This window comes from Marivirga arenosa (assembly GCF_030503895.2).
Taxonomy (GTDB): Bacteria; Bacteroidota; Bacteroidia; order Cytophagales; family Cyclobacteriaceae; genus Marivirga; species Marivirga arenosa.
This window is the reverse complement of record NZ_CP129970.2, coordinates 1,977,645-1,993,883: the sequence shown is the minus strand read 5'-3', so window position 1 is coordinate 1,993,883 and position 16,239 is coordinate 1,977,645. Positions and strand designations below refer to the sequence as shown.

The window sequence follows — 16,239 nt, the reverse complement described above, 5'->3', positions numbered from 1 at the left end:
AGTAAAAAATACGCCTCTCCATTAAAATAGTTTAGAATGCATAACAATCCATCGTTCAGGTAAATCACCATTCATAGCTTGTTGATAATCTGAATAGCTACATGGAACAATAGAATTTCTATTAAATCTATTATCGCCTGAAGGATTAGGCACTTCCATCCACCATTTATCTATGAAATTACTTTTATAAAAAGTTAATGATTCGGGTTCATTAGGCATAGCCACTACATATTTCATGTAATCATTCGATCTGAAATCACGTGACTCTTTTCTTGAATAAAAACCTTCAATAAAATACCAAATCATAGTGGCTAAAACGGCTGCTGATTTATCAGAGTCATCTTCCCTCGTAACATCAAATTCGTAAAAGCCTGCAGCGCTTAGTTTTTCATTAATACCAGCATACCAACATAATTGGCAAGCCTCCTCCCCTGTCAAACCAAATGGCTGTGGTTGACTGGTTGCTGGGAAATCCGCTGACTTTATAGCTGATAAATCAAAACTTAGCATATCAGCCTGACGAATTACGGGCTCCATTTCTTTTATATCATGTCGCAAAGCCCCAATTCTATGAGCTTCAAAATAGAGTTTTTCAAGTGTTGCTATTGCCTGAGGATTAACTAAATAAGTTTGATAGGCAAGATGACTATAGTTAAATAAAAAATTAGGCTGATGCATTAATAGCTTTTGAACATGCCTTTGGTTTGCTGGAGAATCTTTATCCTCCATATCTAAAAAAGCATCAACATTTAAGACGCTAATTAGCTTCTCCATTTCTTCATAGGCCAAATATTGAGCAAAACTCATATCATGTGAGCCTCCAATTAAAATAGGCAACACATTATTCTCAATACAAGCATGACACACTTCTTGAACTCTACCTAAAGTTTGTTCAGTATCGATGGCTTCAGAAATATTACCAAGATCTACAATATTGTAAGCTCCAGAACCTTTCGTAAGCCTATATAACTTTTTCCTTAAGGCATCAGCGCTACCCACAGTTCCAGCATTTTCTCCATTTTCACCTTTATCCGATATTCCAATTAGTGCGATATCCGCGCTTTTATAATCTGGAAATTTCTCTTGGTATACTTTAATGCTTTTGTAGAAGCTTCCTTGTTTTTTAATGTCTGAATAAAGTTGCTCCTGAATTGGGGTGAAGAATAGTCTTAAATCCATGGCATGAATTTAATAACAATAATTAGATGAACACGAAATATAATCTAAAGAAAATCAATAATTAGTTTACAATTCCCCTTACCATTTCTTTTTTTCCGGGAGGACCCGCTAATGTTTCTACCTCAAACCCAACTTTTTTCAAATCTCTCTTAAGTTGTCCTTTAGCACTATAAGTAGTAAAAACACCATCTGTTCTTAATAATTGATAGCATTTTTGCATCATTTCTTCAGTCCACAATTCTGATTGTTTATTAGGAGCGAAAGCATCGAAAAATATAATATCAAACTGCTTTTCCCCAGTGAAATCTTCCAGCTTACCTTTAAATTTTTTCAATGAAAAAAAAGGGTTAATCTCTACTAATTCATCCCACTTAGCAGTATGTAATTGTTTAAAGGTTTCTTTTAATTCTTCCTTACCGATCTGATCAATATAATTTAGCTGGTTTATGGTATCCATAGGAACCGGAAAAGGTTCTACAGAGGTGAAATTTATTTTGACCTCATTTTCTGTAGCAAATTTTGCAGCTAATAGTGCATTTAGCCCTGTGCCAAATCCTACTTCAAAAATATCTACCTCTTTGGGCAGTCCGTTTTTTGTTCTCCAAAATCTTAAGCCTTTTTCTATAAAAACATGAATAGACTCTTGAAGTGCACCATGAAAAGAATGGTAGGTTTCTTTCAATCCCTCATGATAAAGAGAATGAGACCCGTCTTCAGTAGTTATTATTTTAATATCAGCCATAGCCTATGAATCTAAATCATTATGATGCCCAACTTTATAAATCAAGGCAACTGCATGAGCGTCTACTCCTTCTTCTCTACCAACAAACCCCAATTTCTCTGTTGTAGTAGCTTTTAATGATAAATCATCTTCACTGATCTTCATCACCTTCGCTAATACACTCTTCATTTCAGGAATTAGTGGATTGATTTTAGGTTTTTGAAGCCCTACTGTTACATCTAAATTCCCAATTTCATAGCCTTTATCGCGTAATAAGGCTACTGTCCTTTCTAATAATATCTTGCTATCTATCCCTTTATATTGTGGATCCTGATCAGAAAAATGATAACCTATATCTCTTAAATTAGCTGCGCCCAATAAAGCATCGCATATAACATGAATCAAAACATCAGCATCGGAATGACCAACACCGCCTTTATGATAATCCAGCTTTATTCCACCTAGCCAAAACTCTTCACCTTCAGCTAAACGGTGAACATCATATCCATACCCTATTCTAAAGTTCATTTGTTTGATTTATAATAAATAGTGGAACAATTATCTTCTCTCAAAACCTCATTGGCCGCATTATAAATATCATGAGTATTCACCGCTTTAATAAAATCAGTTTCTTCATTCACAAGATTGGGATTACCCATAGCAGCCCCGAAGGCAATCGACATAGCCCTATTGAGAATATCTACCTCTCCGTAAACTATTGAAGATATTGCCTGATTTTTAACCTTTTCTAATTCTTTGTTAGCAATTTCTTCTTCTTGTAATTCTTTAATAATCTGCTTTACGGCTGTATCAGCTGCTTCAATACTAATTCCTGAGGAAACCTGGCCACTGATCACTAACAATCCGGGATCAACTGAACCAGTTACATAGGCTGCTATACCAGAAAATATGCCTTCTTCTTTAACTAATTTTTTATACAATCTACTAGACTTCCCTCTTCCTAAAACATCACTCATTAAATCTGTAGAATAATATTTTTCATCCGTTTTGGCGGGCATGTGATAAGCTTTGTATAAAGCATCCACTGGAACATCTGCTTTAATTTCTAAAAACCTAGCTTCTTTTTGTTTTGGTTCTTTTGGTAAATCTCTTTGCTTCTTTTCCCCTGCAGGAATTTCACCAAACCATTTTTCAGTTAATTTTTTAATGTTCTCAGTTTCCACATTACCCGCCACTACTAAATAGGCATTATTAGGTCTATAGTGAGTAAAAAAGAAATCCTTTACATCCTCCATGGTTGCATCCTCAATATGAGAAATTTCTTTACCTATTGTAGCCCATCTATAAGGATGCTTTTGATATGCTAAAGGCCTCAATTTCAACCATAAGTCTCCATAAGGTTGATTTAAATAACGTTGTTTAAATTCCTCAATCACAACACTCCTCTGAACTTCTAATACTTTAGGATCAAAAGAAAGAGACATCATTCTATCGGATTCTAACCAAAAAGCAGTTTCAATATTTTCAGCAGGAAGTGTTACATAGTAGTTTGTAACATCCGGACTGGTAAAAGCATTATTTTCACCCCCTACTCTTTGTAAAGGTTCGTCATAATTTGGAATGTTTTTAGAACCACCAAACATTAGATGTTCAAAAAGATGGGCAAAACCTGTTTTTCCAGGCTTTTCATCACGTGAACCCACATCATAAAGTAAATTTACAATCGCTAGTGGCGTGTTTTTATCTTCATGAACATACACGTTTAAACCATTATCAAGCGTAAATGAATTATATTTTATCATAAGCTTAAGAGTGAATCAAAAATAAAAAATATAATGGCTTTTGCAGATTAGACCATTACTTTAAATTTGTCAGATAATTCCATCTGATTTTTAGGAATCCCAAAGATAGAAACAGTAATTTAAAAACTAAACTTAAACTTATAAAGCCTCAATCAAAGGTATTTTTTAATGCAATTCGATAGAAAAAAATTATCCGACAACCAGTTAATTAACCTCTATAAACAAATTTTGTTGCCCCGCCTTATCGAGGAAAAAATGTTGATTTTACTTCGTCAAAATAAAATCAGTAAATGGTTTTCAGGGATTGGGCAAGAAGCTATTTCTGTAGGCTCTACAGCAGCTCTTGAAACTGATGAATATATTTTGCCAATGCACAGAAATTTGGGAGTATTCACAACTCGAGACATTCCTTTAAACAGACTTTTTTCTCAATTTCAAGGAAAAATGCAAGGCTTTACTAAAGGTAGAGATCGATCTTTCCATTTTGGAACGAATGATTATAACATTGTAGGAATGATCTCTCATTTAGGCCCACAATTAGGTGTAGCAGATGGAATAGCTTTAGCTAATAAGTTAGTTAAAGATCAAAAAGCCACATTGGTTTTTAGTGGTGATGGTGGAAGCTCAGAAGGGGATTTTCATGAGGCATTAAATGTAGCCGCAGTATGGGATTTACCTGTAATCTTCATGATTGAAAATAACGGATATGGTCTTTCTACTCCAAGTGATGAGCAATTCAAATTCAAAAATTTTGTAGATAAAGGGCCTGGTTATGGCATGGAAGCCATTAAAGTAGATGGTAACAATATATTGGATGTTTACCATGCAGTGGCTAAAGCGGCTGAAAAAATGCGAAAAAATCCAAAGCCCATTTTAATTGAAGCCATTACTTTCCGAATGAGAGGACACGAAGAAGCTTCAGGAACCAAATATGTTCCTCAAGAGCTTTTTGACAATTGGGCTAAAAAAGACCCAGTTGAGAATTATGAAAAATATTTACTAAATGAAAAAATTATTTCAGATAGTGATATTGAAGCTTGGAAAGCGGATATCAAAAAGCAAATAAATGAAGGATTGAAACTGGCTAATGAAGACCTATATCCTGAAATAAGCACAGAACAGCAACTCCATGATATTTATGCTGAAAGTAAAGTAGAAATCATTGAGGCAAGTAAAAATAAAACTACCAAAAGATATGTTGATGCTATTTCAGATGGTTTAAAACAATCATTGGAAAAATATCCTGAATTGGTAGTAATGGGACAAGATGTAGCTGATTATGGTGGCGTTTTTAAAATTACAGAAGGTTTTATCGATCAATTTGGGAAGGACAGAATTAGAAACACCCCTTTGTGTGAATCTGCTATAGTGGGAATTGGATTAGGAATGAGCATTAAAAAGCAAAAATCGGTAATTGAAATGCAATTTGCTGATTTTGTAACCTGTGGATTCAATCAGATTGTAAACAATTTAGCCAAATCTCATTATCGTTGGGGCCAAAATGCTGATGTAGTGGTTAGAATGCCTACAGGAGCAGGTGTTGCAGCAGGCCCATTCCATTCACAATCAAATGAAGCCTGGTTTTTTCATACTCCTGGTTTAAAAATAGTTTTCCCATCAAACCCATTAGAAGCAAAAGGATTATTAAATGCTGCCATTGCGGATCCAAATCCAGTTATGTTTTTCGAACATAAAGGTTTGTATAGATCCTTATCAGAAGAGGTAAGTGATGATTATTACATAACTGAAATTGGAAAAGCTAGAGTTATAAATGAAGGAACTGACATTACTATTATTACCTATGGAATGGCTGTCCATTGGGCAAAAGAAGCAATGAATGATTTGGGTGACATTTCTGTTGAGCTTGTAGACTTGAGGACTTTATTACCATGGGATAAAGAAACTGTTAAAGAAAGCGTTAACAAAACGGGCAAGGTTTTAATATGTAATGAGGATTGCTTGACTGGAAGTATCAGTGGTGAAATCGCAGCTTGGATCAGTGAAAACTGTTTTGAAGCTTTGGATGCTCCGGTTATGCGTGAAGGAAGTTTAGATACTCCTGTTCCATTTAATGCTGATTTAGAAAAGAACTTTTTACCTAAAGAAAGAATTAAAGAGAAGCTTAAAAAACTTGCTGAATACTAAAATTTATTACCTCTGGTATTAAAAAATTCATATTCTAACAATTTGGAATTAAATTGTGAGTTGATAAATCAAACTTGATTAAAAAACTACCATATTATCCTTTTTTAGCAATTGTTGTAATGACAATTGCTTTTGCTATGCCAAATAATTTATCCGCACAAAAGACTGATGGTGATAAATTAGAGGTTACAAAAAATGATGGCCCACAGAAAATGGATAATAAAAAGATTAGGACCAAAAAGCAGATAAAGGCAAAAGGCAATCCTAATCAAGGTAATAATAGAGTTATCAAAATAAATCCCTTCAAGTGGGATTGGGATAAAGTGATGTGGTTTAAGGCTAAAAAAAGCGATTATAAAACCAAAAAATACAATCCTAATAAGAGAACCAAACGTGAAACTTATGACAATAAGCCTAATTATAAGTCTGCTGATCGAGATGCAATAACCAATCCATCGGAGATGAGAGAGCCTTTGATTCCTTATGATAGCCGAATTTCAGAAAAGGGGCCAGTCTTGAACAAAAAATCAAAACCTAAAAATGTCAACCTTCAATCTGGTGGACCACAAGATAAACCTCATTTGATTGAACTTAATGAACCCTCTCAAACATTATCAAAAGCATCTAAAAAAGAGAGAAATAGCAAAGTAGATGGTAAAAGATTATACAGTAATAATAAAGATACTAATAGAAAGCCTTTCAATAACAGTAAATTAGAAACAGCTGAAAAGATTGATCCAGAACCAAAAATGGATGATGATAAAATCATGTTCAAAAAGCAGGATAAAGAATATTCAAAAATGAATAATGACAAACTAATGACTGCTCAAAAGCCTGATTATAAAGAGCAAGATTTAAATGGCGACCGACTCAACACAGTAAAAGTGAAAGATAGCAAGAGAAAGCCATTTGATGATGATAAATTAATGACCGCCACAGTTCAGGATAAAGAGAGAAAGCCTTTCGATGACGATAAACTGATGACCGTTAAAATTAATGACTCGGAACGAAAAGAATTTGATGAGAGCAAATTAATGACTGTAAAGGTTAACGATAGGGAACGAAAACCTTTTGATAATGAAAAATTAATGACCGCTAGTCCTGCGAACCCGAAAAGAAAGGAATATGATTACGATAAATTAATGGTAGCCGAAAAGATTGATCCTAAAAAACAGGATTTGCATGATGACAGACTTTTAACTGTGCCAGAAAGAAAAATACCAACGGCCGAGATGAAGGACTTATCAAAGGATATTTCAAAAGAAGATGGGGATTATGTCAGACATTTTTACGTAACAAACGAATCGCATCCTGGCACAAAAATCTTAGCAGCAGAAAATTCAAAAGCTCCATTCTTTGCAAGAACTTTTCAATCCATTTCTTCGTTTTTCACCAATATTTGGTCAGATGATACGCAACCCAATTATGTAACTCGTAAAAAACCGAAAGAAAGAAGGGATAAAAAAGAGGGACAAATTTGGGATAATTCGGTTCATCCTGACACATGGAAGAAACCTGAAGCGGAATCAGGTGAAACTCAAGAAAATTAAATTATTAAAAGTAATGAACTGGGAAAGAATAGACAGTATAGAAAGTTTAAACAACATTGTAGAGGAATCACAAGACAAAGCTGTGATGATATTCAAACACAGCACTAGCTGTTCCATAAGCTCTATGGCATTAAATAGATTAGAAAGAAGCTGGAGTGAAGACGAAATGTCAAATGTAAAAGCCTATTACCTTGACCTAATTTCTTATAGAGATATTTCTAATGCTATTGCTGATAAATTTGGAGTGATGCACCAATCACCACAGATTTTATTAATAAAAAATGGAGAATGTGTGTACGATGATTCACATATGGGTATCAGTTATCAAAATCTAAAATCTAGCGTGGGCGTCTAGTTAAAGCATAATAAAACTGATTTTTTGCTCAATATCGGGATGCAAACTTTTTGCAACTGGGCAATTCAACCCTATATTTTTTAATTTTTGAATCTCTTTTTCAGGCAAATCAGTTTTCCAACGCATTTCTATAGTTATGGCTTTTATCCTTCGTGGGTTAGAAGCCATTTCTTTTTGTAAATCACATTCAATTTCTCCAAGATCTAAACTGTTCTGATCAGCATAAATTCCCATAACGGTCATCATGCAACTTGCAAGAGAAGTAGCCGCCAAATCAGTAGGAGAAAAATAAGCGCCCTGCCCATTATTATCCACTGGGGCATCAGTAATTAAAGAATTTCCTGAACGATTATGGATTGCAGTTGTTTTTAATGGATGTGTATATTTTATTGTTGAAGTTGGCATAAACTAAGTCAATCTTTTATCGTTATTTCATTGCAAGATAACATTTATGATTAAAATATCTTTTAATGTTGCATTGATGTAAGTAGTTTTAGATGAAAGGATTAAAAAATTATTTAGTTTCCGCATTTAAAACCATAAATTTGTAATTCATTTAAAATACAATGAAAAAAGTTTTTATACTTTCCATATTTATGATAGCCCTTCTTTTTGATGCCAAAAGTCAAAAAGAAGATCCATTTGATTATGGACAAGAATTCCTATTTGGAATTACAAAAGCTACAAATGGCGGGCTTTTTTCAGGAGGTTTTTTTAGATATAGCGCTAAAAAGTCAGATAGAATATTCCAAACTTTTGGAATTGAGGTTGCCAATATTAGACATCCACAAGAAAGACGAGTTCCTAGCCCAACTTTTTTTAGCACATCATCATTTTACGAAGGCAAAGAAAAATATTTAATCAGTACTCGACTAATGTATGGCTATGATATGTTGCTATTTAAAAAAGCAGAAGAAAAAGGTGTACAAATAAATGGAGTACTAACTGGTGGGCCAACCTTAGGATTTGTTTCTCCATATTTACTAAGAAGTGAAGGTGGCGGACTTGTAACCTATTCACAATTTTTAAATGGTTCAGCTATTATTGGACCTGCTGGTTATTTTGCTGGAATCGATCAAATGGAATTAGTATTAGGCGCACACATTAGAGCCTCATTGCTTTTCGAATTCGGAACATTTAAATCTAAAATAACAGGTTTCGAAGTAGGCTTTTTAGGCGAAATATTTAGTAGAGAAATTCAAATAGTTCCGCTAGGAACAAAAAATTATAGTTTTTACCCGGCAGCCTTTGTAAGTATTTTGTTTGGGTCGAGAAAATAAGTTTAAGGATAGAATAATAAGTTGATATGATAGATTTACCGGTAGTAAGCCAGGAAGAAAAGAAGAAAAATAAAAAACCGGATTGGTTAAGGGTAAAGTTACCTGTTGGTAAAGAATATGCTAATGTTCGAAAAATTGTAGACGAAAATAAGCTACATACTATTTGCGAAAGTGGAAACTGTCCTAATATGGGTGAGTGCTGGGGTGCTGGTACTGCAACTTTTATGATTTTAGGAAATGTATGTACTAGAAGTTGCTCATTCTGCGCAGTTGCTACTGGCCGTCCACCAGAATATGATGAGCAAGAACCTCAAAGAGTAGCGGAAGCCATCAAAAAAATGGGAGTTAAACATGCCGTTATCACTTCTGTTAATAGAGATGAATTAAAAGATCGTGGTGCAGAAATTTGGTATCAAACTGTTGTAAAAACGAAAGAACTTTCTCCTGAAACAACAATAGAAACCTTAATTCCTGACGTGAAAGGAAAATGGGATGCTCTTTATAGAATGATTGAAGCAGGGCAAGAGGTAGTTTCGCATAATATCGAAACAGTTCCAAGTTTGTACAGAAGAGTTCGTCCTCAGGCAAAATATCAAAGAAGTTTGGATCAAATTAAATTGACTAAAGAATACGGTAAAAGAACAAAAACCGGAATCATGGTAGGTTTAGGCGAAACTCAAGATGAAATGTTTGCTACTATGGATGATTTAGTAGAGCACGGATGTGACATTTTAACTTTAGGACAATATTTACAACCTACTAAAAGACACCACGATGTGATTGAATATATTCACCCTGAAGTTTTTGATATGTACAGAGAAGAAGGCTTAAAAAGAGGACTTAAATATGTTGAGTCAGGGCCATTAGTTCGTTCTTCTTATCATGCTGAAAGACACGTAAACGTACCTATCTAAGGAATAAATATATTTTGAAGAACCACAGCATAAAGTGATAATCACTTATATTGCTGTGGTTTTTTGGTTTTAAACATCAATGGTAAATTTTTACATTTTTTTAGTTCAACAGCTTAAATTTTATGCAAGATAATTTCATCATAACCCTAGAAAACTTAAAGTTAAAAGACTATCGAAGCTTAATAAAGTCTATGAAAAAGGCTTATGCGGGTTGGGATGACTTGTGGGAGGTTGAACATATCAAAAGTTTAATTGATAAATTCCCTGAAGGACAGTTATGCGTTTTAGTGAATGGTCAAGTTGCAGGATGCGCCTTATCAATTATTGTGGACTATTCAGATTTTGGTGACAATCATAATTATCCTGAAATAACAGGAAAAGAATCTTTCAATACTCATAATCCTGAGGGGGATGTATTATATGGAATAGATGTATTCGTACATCCTGATTTTAGAGGAATGCGAGTTGGAAGAAGATTGTATGATGCTCGGAAAGATTTAGTGGAACAACTTAACCTCAGATCAATAGTGGCAGGCGGCAGACTTCCGGGGTATTCAAAATATTCAGATAAATTTTCTGCTAAGCAGTATATTCAAAAGGTAATCGCCAAAGAAATTTATGATAAAGCATTATCCTTTCAATTATCAAATGACTTTCATGTTAAAAAAGTATTAAAAGGATATCTACCAGGTGATAAACAATCTGCTGAATATGCAGCTCTAATTGAATGGAATAATATTTACTACGAACCGTCTGAAGAATATGTTCATATTCCTAAAACAGTTATAAGATTAGGATTAGTACAATGGCAAATGCGTCCCACTCCTTCCTTAAAAGCTATGCAAGAGCAAATTGAGTTCTTTATTGATGTAGTAAGTGGTTATCAATGCGATTTCATATTATTCCCAGAATTATTCAATGCCCCTTTAATGGCTGAATTCAATCATTTGGATGAAGCATCAGCAATTCGTGAATTAGCTAAATATACGGAACCACTTAAAGAGGTTTTTCAAGAATATGCTATTAATTATAATGTAAATATCATTACGGGTAGCATGCCAGTGATGAGTCGTGGAAAACTTTACAATAAAGGCTTTTTATGCAGAAGAGATGGTACCAGTGAGACCTATGAAAAAATTCATATGACTCCTGCTGAAGTAAGTGCCTGGGGAATGAGTGGAGGCAAGAAAATTCAGGCCTTTGATACGGATTGCGGAAAAATTGGAATCAATATTTGTTATGATGTGGAGTTCCCTGAAATGGGAAGACTATTAGCAGATGAAGGAGTTAAAATTTTATTTGTGCCTTTCTTAACTGATACTCAAAACGGATATATGCGAGTAAGGCTTTGTGCGCAAGCACGCGCTATTGAAAATGAGTGTTATGTAGCTATAGCTGGAAGTGTAGGGAATTTACCAAAAGTAAATAACATGGATATTCAGTTTGCTCAATCTGGAGTATTCACCCCTTCCGATTTTTCATTTCCAACAAATGGCGTTAAAACAGAAGCTACTCCTAATACAGAAATGACAGTAATTGCAGATGTAGATGTTAATTTGTTAAAAGAATTGCATACTTACGGAAGCGTGCGTAATTTGAACGATCGAAGAAAAGATCTGTACTCATTAAAAAAGAATAAGTGAAGTGAAGGTAGAAGAGTTTGTAAATTTAAGCCTGTTTAAAAAGATAAAAACATTATATGTTGAGGGTGAATTTGTCACCTCTATTCGGTATTATCGGTATAAGGTGAATTTATTTTTATTAAATGATTTTTATGTTGAAGCCTTTTACCATCCCAAAACAGATAGAATCGAAAAGATTGTTCCATTCGATAGTAACCACTCTAGAAAAAAATTCTATACTGACCAGGTAAAACTACCACATTGGTTCGAAAAAGTTTCCTAATATGATTGATTTAAGAAGCGACACCATTACTCAGCCTACTACCGCTATGAAGCAAGTTATGTTTGAAGCTCCAGTTGGTGATGATGTTTTCGGTGAAGATCCCACTATAAATTCTCTTGAAGAAAAGGCTGCTGAGTATTTTGGTATGGAAGCCGCAATATTCTGCCCCAGTGGCACCATGACCAATCAAATTGCGATTAGAGTTCATACTGACCCCCACACTGAAGTAATTTGTGATGAAAAATCTCATATCTATTTATATGAAGGGGGGGGAATCGCTTATAACTCTTTTGCATCTGTCAGACTACTGCACGGAGACCGTGGCCGGATAACCGCGGAAATGGTAAAAGATAATATCAACAATCCTGATGATGTACATGCTCCTATTTCCAGACTTGTTTCATTAGAAAATACGATGAACAAAGGGGGTGGATGTGTTTATGATTTTAAAGAAATCGAAAAGATCGGTCAATTATGTAAAGATGAAAATCTAAAGCTACACCTAGATGGCGCAAGATTATTTAATGCTTTAGTAGCTTCAGGAGATGATCCTAAAAAATACGGTAAAACCTTTGACACCATCTCCATCTGTTTATCCAAAGGTTTGGGATGCCCAGTTGGTTCTTTATTAGTGGGCGATAAAGATTCCATTAAAATGGCCCGAAGAATTAGAAAAGTGATGGGAGGTGGCATGAGGCAGGCTGGTATTTTAGCTGCTGCTGGAATTTACGCTTTAGATCATCATATAGAAAGACTAACCGAAGACCATAATAGAGCCAAAACCATTGCTGAAAATTTAAAGGATTTAGCTTTTGTTGAATCAATTCTTCCAGTAGAAACCAATATTGTAATATTTAGATTATCAAATAATCAACTGGCCACGGATTTTGTAGAAAAACTTAAAAATCATGGGATATTAGCAGTTCCTTTCGGAAAGCATGATGTTCGCTTTGTAACTCATCTTGATTTTTCGGATGATATGCTGGATGAGCTTATTAAAAAAATTAAAACAGATATAAATGACCCTTTCAGAAAAAATTAATGCTGAAATCCGTGATATTAAAGACTTTCCAAAGCCTGGTATAGTATTTAAAGACATTACCCCAATTTTAAGCCGTCCAAAATTAGTATCTGAAATTGTGGATTGGTTCGTTGAAAAAGGAAAGCAGGATAAAATAGATGTAATTGTTGGGGTTGAATCCAGAGGTTTTTTATTTGGGATGATGGTAGCAGAACGATTAGGTTTGCCTTTTGTACCCGTTAGGAAAGAAGGCAAACTGCCTCATAAAACCATTAAACATTCTTATGATTTGGAATATGGTAGTGCTACCATGGAAATTCACAGCGATGCCATAAAGCCAGGACAAAAAGTAATGATTCATGATGATTTATTAGCTACAGGGGGAACAGCACTTGCGGCAGCAAAACTAGTGAAAGAATTAGGCGGAAAAGTAGGCAACTTTACATTCTTGATTGAGTTAGGGTTTTTAGAGGGAGAAAAAAAGCTGAAAACAGAAAATGAAGCGGTTTACAGTATCGTTACTTATTAATATATTTGAAATTTAGTTGAATAAAGATTTTTGAGATAAACCATGGAAGAAGCACAGTTAGAAAAGAAAAATGAATTACAGCAAAAAGTAAAAGACGTAATGTCTGAAGTTAGCAAAGTTGTTGTAGGTCAAGATTATATGGTGAATCGCCTTTTAATTGGATTATTCACCAATGGACACATCTTATTAGAAGGAGTTCCAGGCTTAGCCAAAACACTAACCGTTAACACTTTAGCGAATGTTTTACATTTAGATTTCCAAAGAATTCAGTTTACTCCAGATTTAATGCCTTCTGATTTAATCGGTACGATGATTTATAATCAGAAGCAAGGTAACTTTGAGGTTAAGAAAGGTCCGATTTTTTCAAATTTAGTATTAGCAGATGAGGTCAACAGATCTCCAGCTAAAGTACAATCAGCCTTACTTGAGGCGATGCAGGAAAAGCAAGTAACAATTGGAGAAACTACTTTTCAATTAGATCGCCCATTTTTAGTACTCGCCACTCAAAACCCAGTAGATCAGGAAGGAACTTATCCTTTACCTGAAGCGCAAGTTGACCGTTTTATGCTAAAAGTAATGGTGGACTACCCTACTAAAGCTCAGGAATTAGAGGTGATGCGTAGAATGTCTAATATGACTTTTAATAAAGAAGTCAAAACTATTCTTACGAAGGAAGAAATATTCAGCATTAGAGAACAAGTGAATAATGTTGAAATTTCTGAATCATTAGAGCGATACATCATTGAATTGGTTTATGCTACTAGATCTCCTTTGGAATACGGATTAAAGCAAGAAGCTGATTATATTCAATATGGAGTATCTCCTAGAGCAAGTATAAATCTTAACTTAAGTGCTAAAGCGGTAGCCTATATGGAAGGTCGAGATTATGTTTTACCAGAAGACATTAAAGAAGTAGCGTTTGATGTTATGAATCACAGAATACTTTTAAACTATGAGGCTGAAGCTGATGGTGTTACTACTAAGGATATCATTGAAAAAATCTTAAAACAAGTTCCCATTAGTTAAAATTAAATTGACCATAACCCGTCCTAAATAAAAAGCATCCGATGACTAGCGGATGCTTTTTTTGTTTTACCTCAATATTAACACATTAATGAATTAGTAACAATTTGCTAAAAAGTCTGACAAATTCAGTTAACAATTAAAAACCACCTTTGCATCAAAGAAATTTAAACTTATTCAAAATTAGTCACAATGAAGAAATTTAATTTAATCGCGATGCTAGCAATGGTATCAGTTTTTATCTTCTCATCATGCGAAGAAGAAACTGCAGAGCCAAACAACCTAGTAACAATCGAAGGAATTCCAGCAACAGCTGAAATTGAAAACTTAGGGACTGTAGGCCCTGTTTCTGCTACAGTTACAGCTCAAGATGGTATTTCAAGCATAGTAGTTACAAAAGATGGTGACACTTTCTTAGAACCAGAATTCACAGCTGAAGCAACTACAGCAACATTTGAATTCACATATACTGCAACTGAAGCAGATGCTGATCAAAACATTGTTTTTGAATTTACTGCTACTGATGCAGATGGTGATACTGAGTCTGTTACTCACGTATTATCTGTTGGTGCTGCTCCTCAACAATTACCAAATCAAGTATTATCAGGTCTTATCGAAGAGGATCTAACATTAACAAACGACAGAATATGGGAATTAGCAGGTCGCGTAATTGTAACTGCAGGAAATACTTTGACCATTCAACCAGGAACTGTAATCAAAGGGCGTCCAGGTGATGCTGCTGCAGCTTCTGTATTAATTATAGCTAGAGGTGCAGATATCCAAGCTAATGGAACTGCTGAAGCTCCAATCGTATTTACTTCAACTGCTGATGAAATCCGAGTTGGTGAATTCGAAAGTTCTTTAGATTTAACAACTCAAAGAGGTCTTTGGGGTGGTGTATTAATTTTAGGAAATGCTCCAATCTCTGCTGAGGCGGATGAAGCTCAAATTGAAGGTATCCCAACTACTGTAACCGAAGGTTTATACGGTGGTGATGATGTGGCAGATAATTCTGGTGTATTTGAATACGTTTCAATAAGATTTACTGGTGCTGAATTAGGCCCTGGAAACGAATTACAAGGATTAACTTTAGGCGGTGTAGGATCTGGTACTACAATCAATCACGTAGAATCAATCAATAGCTCTGATGATGGTGTCGAAATTTTCGGAGGTACTGTAAACATTACCAATTTTATTGTTTGGGCACAAGATGATGACGGTTATGATACTGACCAAGGATGGAGTGGAACTATAGACAACTTCGTTTATATCGGTGCTGATGAAGCAAATGGTTATGCTTGGGATGGCGATCACGGTATGGAATTAGATGGTTCTGAAGGTGACGATGGATCTGCTAACTTAGTAGGTAAATTCATCAACGGATCTTTAAGAGGACTTTCTTCAAGTGATTACGCTGATTTAAGAGATGGTGCAAAATATGATATTCAAAACACTTATTTCTTTGACTTTGCTGAAGGTTCTGATATTGAGATAGATGCTGATGATAATGATGATGATCCAAGAGGATCTGACAACTATGCAAATGATATCACAGTATTCAGTGGACTTGAATTCAATACTACAAATGTGATTGGAGATATATTTGTTGATAAATTAGATGCTGCTGCCGCTGCTGCTGCTAATGATAGAACTGAAGCTGAATTTGCTGCACAAATCACTGCGAATGGTGAGAAATTTGTTAGCAATAATTCAGTGGTTACTGAAGCAACTGTTGGTGCTGATGTAAGCGTTTTATCTTGGTCTTACGCTGCTGCACAAGGCCAGTTAGACAACTTCTAAGATACTTAAACATATTCTTAAGGAATAGCTCTCAGGAAACTGAGAGCTATTTTT

At 34.8% G+C, this 16,239-nt stretch carries 16 protein-coding genes; 11 read left to right on the top strand and 5 right to left on the bottom strand.

The features are described 5' to 3' along the window. Positions 1-21: 21 nt before the first annotated feature. The 4 genes from QYS48_RS08775 to QYS48_RS08760 form a co-directional block, all read right to left on the bottom strand. Positions 22-1,179: a formimidoylglutamase gene (locus QYS48_RS08775; RefSeq protein ID WP_302122496.1), complete on the bottom strand. Its 1,158-nt coding sequence runs from the start codon at positions 1,177-1,179 to the stop codon at positions 22-24. Between the two features lie 61 nt (positions 1,180-1,240). Then, complete coding sequence (gene mnmD, locus QYS48_RS08770; protein ID WP_308355578.1) at positions 1,241-1,921, bottom strand: tRNA (5-methylaminomethyl-2-thiouridine)(34)-methyltransferase MnmD; 681 nt, start codon at positions 1,919-1,921, stop codon at positions 1,241-1,243. 3 nt (positions 1,922-1,924) lie between these two features. Then, positions 1,925-2,428, bottom strand: a complete 504-nt coding sequence (ispF, locus tag QYS48_RS08765; protein ID WP_308355577.1) for a 2-C-methyl-D-erythritol 2,4-cyclodiphosphate synthase — start codon at positions 2,426-2,428, stop codon at positions 1,925-1,927. Beyond that, positions 2,425-3,663: a pitrilysin family protein gene (locus tag QYS48_RS08760; protein WP_308355576.1), complete on the bottom strand. Its 1,239-nt coding sequence runs from the start codon at positions 3,661-3,663 to the stop codon at positions 2,425-2,427. The genes ispF and QYS48_RS08760 overlap by 4 nt, the downstream gene beginning before the upstream one ends. Positions 3,664-3,831: 168 nt before the next feature. Between QYS48_RS08760 and QYS48_RS08755 the strand changes: the two genes are divergently transcribed. From QYS48_RS08755 to ytxJ, 3 genes are all read left to right on the top strand, one after another. After that, on the top strand, positions 3,832-5,808 hold the full coding sequence (locus QYS48_RS08755; RefSeq protein WP_308355575.1) for a dehydrogenase E1 component subunit alpha/beta: 1,977 nt from the start codon (positions 3,832-3,834) through the stop codon (positions 5,806-5,808). Positions 5,809-5,882: 74 nt separating this feature from the next. Beyond that, positions 5,883-7,358 carry a hypothetical protein gene (locus tag QYS48_RS08750; RefSeq protein ID WP_308355574.1) on the top strand — a complete coding sequence of 492 codons (1,476 nt, stop codon included), beginning with the start codon at positions 5,883-5,885 and terminating at the stop codon, positions 7,356-7,358. Then, on the top strand, positions 7,339-7,713 hold the full coding sequence (gene ytxJ, locus QYS48_RS08745) for a bacillithiol system redox-active protein YtxJ (RefSeq protein WP_308355572.1): 375 nt from the start codon (positions 7,339-7,341) through the stop codon (positions 7,711-7,713). Before QYS48_RS08750 ends, ytxJ begins: the two co-directional genes overlap by 20 nt. On the opposite strand, the gene QYS48_RS08740 is transcribed toward ytxJ, so the two are convergent. Further along, on the bottom strand, positions 7,714-8,118 hold the full coding sequence (locus QYS48_RS08740; RefSeq protein ID WP_308355571.1) for an OsmC family protein: 405 nt from the start codon (positions 8,116-8,118) through the stop codon (positions 7,714-7,716). A 161-nt stretch (positions 8,119-8,279) separates the two neighbouring features. Between QYS48_RS08740 and QYS48_RS08735 the strand changes: the two genes are divergently transcribed. The 8 genes from QYS48_RS08735 to QYS48_RS08700 all read left to right on the top strand — a co-directional run bounded on the left by QYS48_RS08735 (position 8,280) and on the right by QYS48_RS08700 (position 16,185). Next, entirely contained in the window at positions 8,280-8,993 is a 714-nt protein-coding gene (locus tag QYS48_RS08735) for a hypothetical protein (protein WP_308355570.1), read from the top strand. Between the two features lie 26 nt (positions 8,994-9,019). After that, entirely contained in the window at positions 9,020-9,907 is an 888-nt protein-coding gene (lipA, locus tag QYS48_RS08730; protein WP_308355568.1) for a lipoyl synthase, read from the top strand. Positions 9,908-10,029: 122 nt separating this feature from the next. Continuing rightward, a complete protein-coding gene (locus QYS48_RS08725) occupies positions 10,030-11,550 on the top strand; it encodes a bifunctional GNAT family N-acetyltransferase/carbon-nitrogen hydrolase family protein (protein WP_308355567.1) in 1,521 nt (506 codons plus the stop codon). A 1-nt stretch (position 11,551) separates the two neighbouring features. Then, on the top strand, positions 11,552-11,812 hold the full coding sequence (locus QYS48_RS08720; RefSeq protein WP_308355566.1) for a hypothetical protein: 261 nt from the start codon (positions 11,552-11,554) through the stop codon (positions 11,810-11,812). 1 nt (position 11,813) lies between these two features. Beyond that, entirely contained in the window at positions 11,814-12,854 is a 1,041-nt protein-coding gene (locus tag QYS48_RS08715; protein WP_308355565.1) for a GntG family PLP-dependent aldolase, read from the top strand. Further along, a complete protein-coding gene (locus QYS48_RS08710; protein ID WP_308355564.1) occupies positions 12,832-13,362 on the top strand; it encodes an adenine phosphoribosyltransferase in 531 nt (176 codons plus the stop codon). Before QYS48_RS08715 ends, QYS48_RS08710 begins: the two co-directional genes overlap by 23 nt. Before the next feature lie 42 nt (positions 13,363-13,404). Beyond that, positions 13,405-14,388 (top strand): MoxR family ATPase, encoded by a 984-nt coding sequence (locus tag QYS48_RS08705; RefSeq protein WP_308355563.1) that lies wholly within the window; start codon positions 13,405-13,407, stop codon positions 14,386-14,388. Between the two features lie 189 nt (positions 14,389-14,577). After that, a complete protein-coding gene (locus QYS48_RS08700) occupies positions 14,578-16,185 on the top strand; it encodes a hypothetical protein (RefSeq protein ID WP_308355562.1) in 1,608 nt (535 codons plus the stop codon). Positions 16,186-16,239 lie beyond the last annotated feature (54 nt).